The sequence below is a fragment of the Streptomyces sp. NPDC093544 genome (assembly GCF_040683495.1).
Lineage (GTDB): Bacteria > Actinomycetota > Actinomycetes > Streptomycetales > Streptomycetaceae > Streptomyces.
Genome location: NZ_JBFBEA010000017.1, coordinates 62,949 through 74,716, shown reverse-complemented (window position 1 = coordinate 74,716; position 11,768 = coordinate 62,949). Strand labels below are relative to the sequence as shown.

General features: G+C 61.1%; 14 protein-coding genes. 5 read left to right on the top strand and 9 right to left on the bottom strand.

Features of this window, described 5'->3' with window-relative positions; all coding sequences use genetic code 11:
• Positions 1-68: 68 nt before the first annotated feature.
• Entirely contained in the window at positions 69-335 is a 267-nt protein-coding gene (locus tag AB0N66_RS25635) for a WXG100 family type VII secretion target (protein WP_365439203.1), read from the bottom strand.
• Between the two features lie 186 nt (positions 336-521).
• On the opposite strand from AB0N66_RS25635, the gene AB0N66_RS25630 reads away from it, so the two are divergent.
• The 3 genes from AB0N66_RS25630 (at position 522) to AB0N66_RS25620 (ending at position 3,827) form a co-directional block, all read left to right on the top strand.
• Positions 522-839 (top strand): hypothetical protein, encoded by a 318-nt coding sequence (locus tag AB0N66_RS25630; protein ID WP_365439201.1) that lies wholly within the window; start codon positions 522-524, stop codon positions 837-839.
• 138 nt (positions 840-977) lie between these two features.
• Entirely contained in the window at positions 978-3,095 is a 2,118-nt protein-coding gene (locus AB0N66_RS25625; RefSeq protein ID WP_365439199.1) for a hypothetical protein, read from the top strand.
• A gap of 54 nt (positions 3,096-3,149) precedes the next feature.
• Positions 3,150-3,827 (top strand): hypothetical protein, encoded by a 678-nt coding sequence (locus AB0N66_RS25620; RefSeq protein ID WP_365439197.1) that lies wholly within the window; start codon positions 3,150-3,152, stop codon positions 3,825-3,827.
• A 17-nt stretch (positions 3,828-3,844) separates the two neighbouring features.
• Here AB0N66_RS25620 and AB0N66_RS25615 read toward each other — a convergent pair whose 3' ends face one another.
• The 8 genes from AB0N66_RS25615 to AB0N66_RS25580 form a co-directional block, all read right to left on the bottom strand.
• Positions 3,845-5,035, bottom strand: coding sequence for a hypothetical protein (locus AB0N66_RS25615; protein WP_365439195.1), 1,191 nt, complete (start codon positions 5,033-5,035; stop codon positions 3,845-3,847).
• 88 nt (positions 5,036-5,123) lie between these two features.
• Positions 5,124-5,579 (bottom strand): RDD family protein, encoded by a 456-nt coding sequence (locus tag AB0N66_RS25610; protein WP_365439193.1) that lies wholly within the window; start codon positions 5,577-5,579, stop codon positions 5,124-5,126.
• Positions 5,580-5,583: 4 nt separating this feature from the next.
• Positions 5,584-5,850, bottom strand: a complete 267-nt coding sequence (locus tag AB0N66_RS25605) for a hypothetical protein (protein WP_365439191.1) — start codon at positions 5,848-5,850, stop codon at positions 5,584-5,586.
• A gap of 13 nt (positions 5,851-5,863) precedes the next feature.
• Positions 5,864-6,724: a hypothetical protein gene (locus AB0N66_RS25600; RefSeq protein WP_365439189.1), complete on the bottom strand. Its 861-nt coding sequence runs from the start codon at positions 6,722-6,724 to the stop codon at positions 5,864-5,866.
• A 42-nt stretch (positions 6,725-6,766) separates the two neighbouring features.
• The gene (locus AB0N66_RS25595; RefSeq protein ID WP_365439187.1) at positions 6,767-7,804 is read right to left on the bottom strand and encodes a hypothetical protein; all 1,038 of its coding nucleotides are present in this window, start codon (positions 7,802-7,804) and stop codon (positions 6,767-6,769) included.
• A 125-nt stretch (positions 7,805-7,929) separates the two neighbouring features.
• Positions 7,930-9,015, bottom strand: a complete 1,086-nt coding sequence (locus AB0N66_RS25590; protein ID WP_365439185.1) for a hypothetical protein — start codon at positions 9,013-9,015, stop codon at positions 7,930-7,932.
• Complete coding sequence (locus AB0N66_RS25585; RefSeq protein WP_365439183.1) at positions 9,006-9,677, bottom strand: hypothetical protein; 672 nt, start codon at positions 9,675-9,677, stop codon at positions 9,006-9,008. The genes AB0N66_RS25590 and AB0N66_RS25585 overlap by 10 nt, the downstream gene beginning before the upstream one ends.
• 224 nt (positions 9,678-9,901) lie before the next feature.
• The gene (locus AB0N66_RS25580) at positions 9,902-10,249 is read right to left on the bottom strand and encodes a hypothetical protein (RefSeq protein WP_365439181.1); all 348 of its coding nucleotides are present in this window, start codon (positions 10,247-10,249) and stop codon (positions 9,902-9,904) included.
• Between the two features lie 471 nt (positions 10,250-10,720).
• Here AB0N66_RS25580 and AB0N66_RS25575 point away from each other — a divergent pair, with 471 nt between their 5' ends.
• Entirely contained in the window at positions 10,721-10,948 is a 228-nt protein-coding gene (locus tag AB0N66_RS25575) for a GntR family transcriptional regulator (protein ID WP_365439179.1), read from the top strand.
• Between the two features lie 114 nt (positions 10,949-11,062).
• A complete protein-coding gene (locus tag AB0N66_RS25570) occupies positions 11,063-11,473 on the top strand; it encodes a hypothetical protein (protein WP_365439177.1) in 411 nt (136 codons plus the stop codon).
• Positions 11,474-11,768: the final 295 nt, after the last annotated feature.

Below are 11,768 nucleotides of genomic sequence, written 5' to 3'. Positions count from 1 at the left end.
GTCCGGCCCGAATGCGTTTGCTCGAAGCGGGGTCGGTCGACCGACCCGCAGCTACGACTAATCCTTGACTAGTCGTTGATAGTGTCGTTCGCCTGGGCGGCGTCGTTCGTCTCCTTGCGAGCATTCTCAAGAGACGTGAGGAAGTTCTGAAGCTGCGGCTTCAGTTTGTCCCATTCCTCGCGGAATCGGTTGGCTCGGCCGCCCTTCCAGAACTCCTCGCTGTGGCCCGTACCCGCCGAAATGGCCCGAATCAGATCGTCCAGGTTGCCGTGCTGAGTCTTGAAGGTGGTGGAAAGACTCCGCAGTCGAGTGGTATCTGCGCCCTTTAGCGTCATGACTTCCTCCCCGTGTGTCGATAGCTAGACGAACCCTCCGTCCGCCGAACCCGATGCTATCGCAACGGGCGGAGCTGCGTCAGCTACCGGAGTGCTCCTTGCCCGGGTCACTGGAAGCTCCGTATTCTTGAATCGGAAGTCCTGTAAAATTTCCGAACGGTATCTTGACATCGCGCTGGAGGGCCAATGGGGGAGACGAACGAACAACCGAAGGTCGACAACCCTTATCGAACTCATCTCGAGACGTTGAAGGGGAATCTCGTGGATGAGGTCAAAGAGCTCAAAAAATGCCTGAAAACCGCATCTCAGGATGTTGGGGACAAAAGAAAGTCTTGGGTCGGCAAGACCGCCAACGGATGGCATGACGAAATTGAAGGCAACCGTGGCCGCATGATCAGGGAGATCGACAAGCTCATCCCGGCGGTGCAGAAGAAGATCGACTCCCTGCCTGAGAAGGTGCCGCTTTCCGAGGCGAAGATGATGCGGATGGATCTGCGTTACTGACGCTCGCACGCTCGCGCATGGAGCGCTTGCCCGAGGAATCCGCGCAAAATATTCGCAGAAAATTCACGAAGATACGAAGACATGCCAGGCAAGCCAGGCATCTGAAGCACGCAAGATTTACTGAACGGGGAGACTTTCATGGGAAGTGGCAAGGACGGCGGCAGCGGTGGGGACGGGTTCTCCGGTATCGACCCTGATCAGCTGGCCAAGACGATCCAATCGCTCCAGAAGGACCAGGAGAAGCTGAAGTCCAGCGCGACGTGGATCAAGTCGAGTTTCGAGCGATACGGCGTCGAAACGGCCCCGCTGACCGACCTGCTTGCCATCGCCGGGTGGGCCGAGAATCAGCTTCCCATGCTCAGGCGCCGACACCATCTCGCCATCGGGGAGGACCAGAAGTACGGCCACGGCTACAAAGGCATGGTGCAGATCAAGGAAAGCATGGTCGGACAGACCAAGCAGTCACAGGCTGACGGAAAGAAACTGGGCGATGAGTTCAAGGAGAAGTTGAACAACGGGGACAACATCAGTCCTGAGATGTTCGCTGAATTGCGCGCCAACGAGGCAGATGCGGATTATTTGAAAGCTTTCTATAACACACTTGGATCGCAGCGCCTGATGTGGATGTCCAACGAAATGGGCGACCACAACAATGATTTCTACAAGGATCACCCTGACCAGCGAGAGAAGGATCGTGCGGTCATCGCAGACACCTTCGGAACATTCACGAAGGTGGCCTTCGAGGGGAATTCGCCCAAGGCTAAGCAGCAGGCATGGAACAAGTGGTTCGACGATTCCGCATTGGGAGAGTATGAGGGATTTCGTCCTGACCGGCTAACTCCGTTCCTTAAGGGAGGCTCGCACGACAAGGACTTCCTTGTAGCCTTTGGTGATCGAGTTTTCAAGAAGGATACGAAGACCGACGAGACTCGGTTCTTCGGGAATAGCGGAATGGGTGAAGGGGAGTGGGGAAAGGATAACTATACTCAGCTCTTCGACGCTATTTCGCAAAACCCGGAGGCCTCCGGTGAGTGGTTTGACCATAATAATGGTTTCGCCCTGAAGGCCCTTTACCCAACGGGCCCGTGGAAGGTGGATGAGCCGAAGGAACGCGGGAAGGCGTTCTTTGACTTGCTCAATTCCGGGACTGTGGGACTCAAGAGCGAGAACCCATCGCTGGCCGAGAAGAACACAGCACGGATCCTGTTTGACAATTATCAGCACAGGAACGGATCCGACACAAAGGGGCTGCATCCGGTCGACGGAACTCAGGCTCTCTATGCGAGCATCATTACAGCGTATTGGAAAGACCTTGAATACGCGGTCACCTCGCCGGTGGGTAATTCACTCTGGGGGGGCGATATCGTGGCCAAAGGTGAAGCGAAGTTCAAGGATGCCAGCAAATGGAGCCTCGCGGACTACATGAAAGGCCAGGACGGCAGCCGTCCTGGCCTTGAAGCATCCGCGAGCATGTGGCGATCACTGATGGAGGAATCAGCTCGTGATCCCAAAGCGGCCGGCACTCTCAGTGCGCTTTTCCAGTCCTACGACAAGAAGGAACTTGATCACGCGTACGGGACTCACGAGAGCTCCAAAGATGCTGGCTCGTATGATTCCATGAAACGCGGCATGATGCAGCAGTTCTATGTGACCACATTCAAGACGGCCTCGACCGAACTCGATATGGGCATCGATAAATGGGTCAATGACACAAATGCCTTCCGGGCTTCGGTGATCGACAAGGCCGGCGCTGTGGCGATGGGTGCAACGGGCGGAGCAGGGTTGGCCGGTGCCAAGGGTGCAGCTATCGGGGTCGCTTACGGACTGGGATCGGACGTTGCCACTGGTTGGATCAAGGAGCTTGTGAAGGTCGATGCGAACGATGCTCCCAAGGGTCTGAAAGAGCAATTTAAGGGAGTCAAGGAAGCGACAGCTGATTTCTCTTGGCAGACCGACTACCAGAATAATGCAGACTCGGCTCGGGAGCATGACAGGATCGAGAAAGTGACGATTATGACTGACGGAGAGAAGGGAGAGAAGACCACCAAGGAGTACACGGGCGATCCCAAGGACTACGCAAAGGGTGACGGGAACTTCCTGGACAAGGGCGGCAAGATCAAGGATGTTTCCGACATGACGAATGCGCAGCGCACTGCCTACGGGAAATGGCTGCAAGATCCGGCGGTTGTCAACGCGGTCTGGCCAGAATTCTCAACGGGCAGGGACGGGCGGGACTATCCCGGGCAGGATGGGTAATTGTGCCAGGCTGGTGACATTCATCTAGAAAGCACTACAAGTGAGGTGCGCGCAATGGGTATTGTCGGAAAAAGAGTTGCTGCGACCATCGCCACGACCGTTGTTCTACTCAGTGCAACGGCGTGCGGAGGAGATGAGGGAACGGCGGGAAGTGAGCCGCTGACCAAGGCGCAAATAAAGCAGGCAGCACTGAATCAGGGTGATGTGCCCGGGTACACGATCCGCGATAATTCGGACATCAAGTCCGATCCGTCGGCACAGGCTGTGCAGAAATCATGCCAGCCGATTGTTGCGGTGATGGCTCCTGTGGTTTCGTCGAATGACGAGCGTCTGGCGCTGCGGAGCATTGTCAGGACATCGACTGGTTCCGAGAGTCCGGAAGCAAGCTTTCAACTTGTGCTGTCGAGCGCCGGGTCGGAGTCGGCGGCCGAGCAGGCCGTGCAGGACTTGAGGAACGCCATCTCGTCTTGCAGTTCGGGGTTTGAGGTGACACTTTCCGGAGAGGACTACAGGATTCGCCAAGTAGCGGCGAACAAGACCGATCTCGGAGATAAGTCCGTGGACTTCTCACTTGAGTACCAAATGGGCCGGAAGATTCGCTACGTGATGGTCCAGAACGGGGCATCGTTGACCAAGATCTCCGCCTCGGATCAGTTCGAGCACAATTTTATTGCCATACCGCAAAAGATCGTTGATGCGCAGCAGCGTAAGCTGGATGAAGCGGCAAAGTAAGTCGGCACGCGCTTTTCTTACTTACTCTCGGGAAGTTGCAGTTGGACTACTGCCGTTCTCCGGTTCTCCGGGTTACTTCTGTCGTCTCCGGACTGGGATTCCACTGCGACGAACAGAGCGCTGTCGGAAGCAGCGATGGCTTGAACTCCTCCGATTACAGGAGCCAATTTGCCATTGGTTACTCGGTAGACAAGCTTGCCATTGGTCGATTTTTCGATGAGCTCTTTCTGCGAATCGGATGTGACACCACGCCAGCGATACGAGCCTTCCAGGGAGGGGGTATATTTATCCCCTGCCTCTGTGTAGTAAACCTCGCCACGCCCCGGAACTACGGCCAAGTCGCCTCGAGTGCCATCGGAGGCGTTGCGTTGGATCTCCGCATCGAGAGCACGGCCCACACTTTCGAAAGGACCTTTTGCTTCAGTGATCTTTCCAGGAGAAGCGGCTCCAACGAACGGGCTCAACGTGCCGTCATTGTTGACCTGGACAATCCCAAGACCAGTCCTCCAATAGAGGCCTTCCTTGCCGGACGCGAGCCAACCAGAGTTCCAGTTATCCGTAACCAGCACATCTTTCGCTTTTGTTCCGGCGGTCGGATTGATGCCGTTCTTCACTGCCGGGTTGGACTGCTTGTAGGACTCGCCGGCTTGTGGCGGGCGCCCCGCCGCAAGCTCGATGGAGTTGCCATTGAGCTTGTGAACATACGAGGCGATGTCCCCCCAATTCACCTGATCGCCGATGTAGACAGAGCCGTCCTCGGTGACAGTCACCCCTGTGACCTGCCCGGTGCAGAACTCCTTGACTGCTGTGGCGAGCGGAGTGGGCTGTTCGCAGCTTGTGTCGATGACCTTGGTTGCCTTCCCTCCTGGGCTGATCCTCCAGAGGTCGCCTGCGGCGAGGTAGACGGACCCGTCGGGCGCCACGGCTGCTTGCTCTGCCGTGGCCGTGTCTAGGCCGGTGACGGGGATCCGTTCGGCGGCACCAGATGGCTTCTTCCGCCACATCGCCATCCCGTCCTTCTCTTGAGTGAACAGATAGACGGTGCCATCGGAGGAGGCGGCGAGGCCTTCGTATGAGCCAACGATGGCCAACTTGTCGCCCTTGCCGTTTACCTCAGCCCCGCCCCCGAGTATGAAGTCGACGTTCAACGGCTGGTCCGCATCGCTTGATGTCACCCGATAAATGGTGAATCCGGCGATTGCGGCCATGGCTACGCCACCACCAATGATGGTCCGTCGCCTGCGGGACAAGGAACTGAAGCCGCTCAACAGACTCTGCCTCTCTGTACTGACGGGACTAGGATCGGGGCACTCGACGCACCATATGGAGGCTTACCACGTCCTGTTGCTCCACATCGCTATCCGTTGCCAGATGGATAGGAACAAAGACGACCATCCAGTAGAAGCCGAAAAGCCAGCGGCCGATGAGGCGGAAGAAGCCCGGGCGTCCGCCGTCGGATGTGCGGACCACTTGCAGTCCGGTGAGTAGTTTTCCGAGGCTGGCCCGGGTCGTCACCGTGAGTAGGACGTGGTTGAGGAAGGACAGTCCGAGGGCCGCGCCGAGCGCTGCGCCCCACACCGTGGGGGACTGCGGCCGGAGCTCGACCACTCCGTCGACCACCTTCACGCCGGCCGTGGCTCCGGCCGCGAGACCGCATACCAAGGCGGCAAGCGCGTCGATGGTCGCGGCGGTTACCCGGCGTGCCTGAGTGGGGGATGCGTCGCGAGCCGGAGTGCGTTGCTGGTTGGCCACGGCGCTAGTTCCCGGTTCCTGTCTTCTTCTTGTCTTCCTCTTCCTGCTCCACGCGCTTGAGCGCTTTGTCTATCGCGGCGCGCGCGTTGGCCACGGCGTCCTTGATCTGCTTCTTGTGACCGGACCACTCGCTGCGGAATCGATCACTCTTGGGCCCCGTCCATGTGGCAGGACCGGAGAGGGTCTGGACGTTGTCGACGGAATGCTCAAGTTCGTCCGCGTACTTTTTGAGCAGGCGTACGTCCTCACGGCAATCGCTCTCTCTGGACACGTCTCCGCCTTCCTCAGCTCGGGGTGATCAGCTTGATGATCAGCTTGAGTAGCGTCGCCTTGCCGACGGGGCGTGCTTCAATGCCGGTCGCAGCGTTCGGCTTCTCGACGTAAACCGTCCACAGGGCTTTATCGGTGGCGTACGTCGTCAGGAGCGGACCTGGCGCGTCGGCGAGGAGCACTGTCTGGCCGACCACCAGCGCGTTGTTGATGGCCTCGCTTAGGGCGCTGCCGACGTTGTCAGCGCTGATCTGCTCTGGAGTGATCTGCTGGGCGCGGCCGTCCTTGTCTGCGACCTCGAAGGGATCGATGAAGAGTTGCACCATCTCCGCCGCGTCCTTGACGGAGCTGGCGAGAGTGAACATGTGCAGGCCGCCAGCGGTGACACGCTCCACGAGGTAGAGGTCCTCGGCGTGTATGTAGACCAGCATGTGCGTGACACCGGTCGAAGTGTGCTGCTCGACAGCCAGCGCCCGCGCGGCAGTTCGCCGCAGGGTCAGCGCGAGGCTTACCTCGGGCGTGATACGCATGTCGAGGTCCACACCGGAAGGGGTGGATGCCGGATTGCTGCCCGCGTCGGAGTCACCGTCGCCGGACCCGGAGGTCACGGAAGACGCTCGAAGCACGGCGTCGAGTTCGTCGATGTTGGCGATTTCCACCGCCTCACGCGAGACGAGAGACCGTAGCGCGGTGGCGTAGACCCATTCGCGTTCCTGGGCGGAGAGTTCACCGATCCGCGGTGTGGGGGCGACGCATTCGGTCAATGAGTCGGGATCGAGAATGGCTATCTCTTCATCGGTGAGCCTCAGGAGGGGTTGGGTCCCTCCTTCGGCGAGCGCCTCAGCCAGGATTCCGCGGAACTCCTGGAGGTCCATGTCAATTTCAGGGCTTTGCATGCTTTAGCGTCCGATGCTCGCTTACCAGAACTTGTATTTTCGGATGGTGTTAGGGACTAGGTTGGTGACGGCACTCTTGGCTCCGTTGACGATCTCAGCACCCTTGTCCTTGATGTCGCCGGCCCACTCCGTCGTGGCCTTCCATGCTTGCTTGGCGCCGTCCTTGATGTCGTCCCCCCACTTGTCCCAGGCCCAACTGCCCAGGAAGTAGGCCCCGGCCACGCCAAGGGCGACCCAGCCTACGACGGGGACTGCGGCGGCCACTGCGGCGGATGCTCCAAGGGCTGTGGCCATACCCGCGCCGCCCAGCACGGCTACGGCACCCGCGGCCTGGATGCCTCCCATGCCGCGGTCAGCCCAGCCCTGGGCGCCTTCGTGAGTGGGGAGGAACATCTCCTTGACGCCGCTGATGATGCTGAGGGGAAGGAAGACTCTCTGCGCGAGCATGCCTGCCCCCGGTGCCTTGGTGAAGAGCTTCGCGGCGAACGGGATCTTGAGGCGTATGGCAGTGTTCCGGACTGCCTGCTGCCATTTCCAGGGCTCCTTGTACCAGTTGCGAATCTTCTGGTCCTTGAGGAGCTCCTTCAGGAGCTCGCCACGCTTCGCCGCGATGCGCTCGGCGGATGATCCGAAGTACTTGTTGAGTTCCCAGACCGCCCGTGCGCCCGCTACGTTCTGGCCCTGGGCCCACCGTTCGTAAAGGTGGATCGAAGCCTCAATAGCGGTCGGAATCTTGAGGATTTTGAGGGGTGTCTTGATGTCCTTGAGGGTGCCCTCTTTGAACTCTTTCCACGTCTCTAGCGCACCAGCGAGGCCTGCGAAGGTGAGGATCGCCTCCGGATCGTCCTTGGACAATCCCAGGCGGCGTCGGATGTCTTTGGCCTCGTCTTGTGCCCACGATGCCTTCTTCGGGAAATCAGAGACGCCTTCCGCCTTTGCGTCCCATTTTGCCAGAATGTTGCTGATCAACCCACCTTGGATGGTGAGTGTTCCCCCCAAGACATCGACGGCGGCAGCCAGTTTCGGTGCCTGGACATCGTCCATCCCCTTGAAGCCCACTGCTTTGATCCTTTCCTTCCTTGATTCTTTTCGCTAGCGGCAAAAACTCGCCTGCCACTGTGTGAGAACCTGTGCCAGCACGAGAGCGGTCAACTTGTCTCAGCGTTGGCTTTGTCGGGGGACGCTTACCGGTTGACGGACTGGATTTCCTGGACGGTGATTTCCTGGACGGCCTCAATCGTGCCGTTGGGCATGCCGACCGGGCCGGCCTGGCCGGTGCCCGTCCAGCTGATCTCCCAGGTAAGGGCGGCCTTGAGGGGGAACGTGCCGTCGCTGGAGGAGCGGCGGTAGATGATGCCGCAGGGCGGGGTCTCCTCGGACCTGCCCTTGGCGTAGGGCTCGCCGATCTTGCCGTCGACAATGGGGCATTCGCCGTTGGCGGGGATGGTGATCGCGTCTTCGGTGCCGGGGTCGAGGGTGAGGGACTTGGGGGTGGCGGTCGTTGTCGCCTGGATGTTGAAGCCGGGGACGTTGATGGCTGCCGTCGCTTGGACCTTGTCGAAGACTGCGTCGTCGAGCCAGGCCCAAGTCGGCAGGTTCACTTTGGTGTTGCCCTCGGGGGCGAGGGTGACCTTGGTATCGGGGAGCCGCATGTGCTGGTACGCGAGAGCGGCGAGCATCTCTGGAGTAATGGCCTCTTCGTACTGGGGCGGCGGGGCGTCGCCGTTGTCGACCCAGAAGGGCAGGTCGGTACACGATTTCCGCTTGAGATAATCCGGCTCGCTGGGGTTTTCGACACCAGCCCAGAACATCCCCTTGCCGTCCTTCTCGACGTTGTAGTCCTTGTAGCCGGGGGTGTCGGTCCAGCCGTACTCATCCTCGTAGTGGCGCTCCATCTCGCCGATCGCCGCGCCTGCGTGGCCAGCCATGCCGGGCGCGTTCTTGGAGCTCTCGATGTCCTTGGACATCTTTTCCTTGAAGTCCTTGGCGCCGAGGTAAGGGGCGTACCAGCAAGGTGGCGGCGTCCAGTTGACGTCGGACGAGGTCACGTTTCCACTGCTGCCGTCTTTGGCGACAGCTCCGGAGTACTGGACCTGTGCGGCGGCGTAGATGCCGGTGCCGTCTCCGCCGCCTTGCTGATCTGCGCTGGCTCCCTTGTCGGAACCCACAGGCTTTGCCGCGTAAGCGGATTCCGTGAGTACGAAGGCACTGAGGGCCAGTGTCAGGGCCGCGGTGCTGAGTACTGTGCGCCGCGATGCGTTCACTGGCACTTCGCCGCCTTCGTCTCGACGAACACCTGGGACGCCTGCCACAGGTCCGTACCCGTGGGAAACTTGACCATGATGATCTTGTAGTAGTCGAAGTCTTCGATGCTGGGCTCGGTCTTAAGGACCTTCGCGGTCTTGATTTCCTTGCCGTAGAACTTGCCCGAGTCCGCGCAGAACGCCACCTCCACCGCGTTGCCGTTCGTGGTGGAACGTGTGGTGGCTTGGTAATGGCGCAGGGTGCCGGTGGCGGTCCAGCCGCCGTCGATCCAGGCGTCGATCTGCGTCTTCGCGTAGTTCAGCCCCTCGCCGGTGGCGTAGGCAGCCACGGCCGCGTCCTTGGTCGTGCGCTTGTCGACGCCCCGGTAGATGGCCCGGAAGAAGTTGGCGGCGTCAGCCATCGCGGCCGCCTCGTTCTCGCTCTCCGGCTTGTCCCAGTCGAAGACCAGGTTCATGTCCTTGGGCAGGGACACGTCCACGCCGTCCGGCTTGTCCTCCGCCGGTGCTGCCGGCGATTCCGACGACGCCTTCGGCTTCTCCGATCCCTGTTGAGCGCCAGCGATCTTGTCACCGTCGCTGGACTTGTCGTCCCCACCGCCGCACGCGGTCAGCAGCAGGGTTGCGGTCGCGGCGAGCGCGGCAGCAACGGGCAAAGAGCGGCGCTTCAAAGTGGACTCCCCGTAAGACAAAAATGCAGTCAAGAGCAATGACGGTATCGGTGGGGCTGTTGGTTTCGCCAGGCTGGACTTCCTTCAAGAGGTGACTGATTGATGATCTAGCGGGGCAAAACGGTCGCCTTCTGTGCCCTGATCGTGTCGGCTCTTGATGGGGCTGGCCCCGGACGCTCGGGGTGGCGTCCGGGGGTAGACCTATGGGTGTGTCTTCGCTGGAGCTATCGGGCTGTCCTGCACCTTGGGCAGCTGCACGGTGGGAAAGCCGAGGTCTGTGGGGTGGGGTCGATGCGGCTGCCCGTCCAAGTACGGATCGCGCCGCCCTCCTGGACGACGGCGCCCCCTGCGTCGACCTTGTAGACGCGGATGGTCATCCGGGACGGTCTCGGGGCCTCGGCTTCGAGGAGTTCCAGGGGGTCCGTCATGGGTGGGTAGTGGTCGGCGCAGTCCGGGCAGGCGTAGACGTTGAAGCCGGGGCCGGTGGCCGCGTGTACCTCGTGGACCAGGACCGGTTCGTCGGTGGTGCATTGGCAGCGGGCGCACATGCGGACCGGTGGGCGGGCGGTCATTGGGTGGCTCCCACGGGGATGCCGTGGATGTGAGCCGAGCCGACGTCGATGCCGAGTGTTGCTAGGTAGAGGGCGTAGCGGCGTTCGCGTTGCCTGCGGCGTTCCAGGTGTGACTCGGCGTCGCCCAGGAGGTAGGGGCGTACGAGTGATGATGCGTAGCCATCAAGTGGGCTGACGCGGTGGGGGAGTTGGAGAGCGGGCGTAGCTGAGAGGCGCCGGGTGAGACGTGTTGCTCGGTGTCGGCCGCTCGGGCGCGGTGTTAAGGCGGTGAGGATCCATCCGAGGAGTCGGAGGATAGGGTTTTGCATGCTGGCGCTCCTTCGAAGCGTTCGGCCATGCCCCCGGGCCGTCCCATCGGTCGCGGGGGTCTTCTGTCGTCCCACGGTAGGTCGACATGTAATGACCTGTCTATACCTAGGTTATTAAAGGGGCTGCTATGCCTAGCTCCGTATGTCTACGTACACTTCGCTTGTGTTCGAATTTGACCCCACGAGGCCCAAGTGGCAGCAGATCGCCGAGGTGGTCCGACAGCGGATCGCCAGCGGCGAATACCCCGTGCGCGGACTCATCTCGGAGGTGAAGCTGGAGCAGGAGTTCGACGTCTCCCGTGTGACCGTGCGCAAAGCCACCGCTGCCCTGCGGGCAGAAGGGCTGATCACCACCACCCGGGGGATGGGCTCCTTCGTCGCCGACCGGTGACCAGGTGGAGGCGGCGACAGGCAGGTCGTCGGCAAGTTCACCGCACGTGACGGGGTATGGATCGCGACAGGCGCGATCGCGCTCGCTGTCGCGGCCGGCGTCGCGCTGTGGGTAATGGGCGCCTGGAAGTGGCTGGTTCGGCAGACGGTGCCGGTTCTGCTGGTGTGGCCCGGAGGTTCGTGGGGATTCGGGGTTCTCTGCGGGTTGGTCAGCGTGGCGGGCGGGATCGGTGTGCTGTGGTTCTTCGGGACTGAGCCGGGGAGTTTGCGGCTGCGGCGCTCGGAGCGGTCGGCGGGGCTGCCGGTGTGCGTGGTGGTGGTGGCGTACGGGCCGTCCCCGTACATGCTGAGTGCGCTGCCCGGGAGGCATTGCCCGTCGGGTGAGTCGCAGTGGCGCTACATCCCTGGAACCGGCAGCACGTTCCTTGCCTACGTCGTCACGGTCGCACTCGTCGGGTGGACCCTCTGGCGGGTCCTCAGCGCCCGCGCCGAGTTGCAGGTGGTGAGGGGAAGCGGGCGCGGATGAAGAAGCTGCGTAGGAAGGGCATGGGGAAGAGCAGGGCGGAGCAGGGGCGGTGAGCGTGACGTGCGGTCGCGTGAGCGTTCTTACCCTCGACCTTGTGTCTGCCTGCGTGCCCGGAGTCGTCGGCTACTTCGTCCCGCGTTCGCCGTGTCCAGTCGCAGAGGGGATGGTGGACCCGCCCACGCAGCGGCCGTACGCCTCGATCGCGGGATCGCTGCGCTGGACGCTGGATTGCGAGACGTGTCAATTCAGTGAAGCCGTGGTGTGCGGTGTTTTGCGAAGCAATCACGGCTTGCTG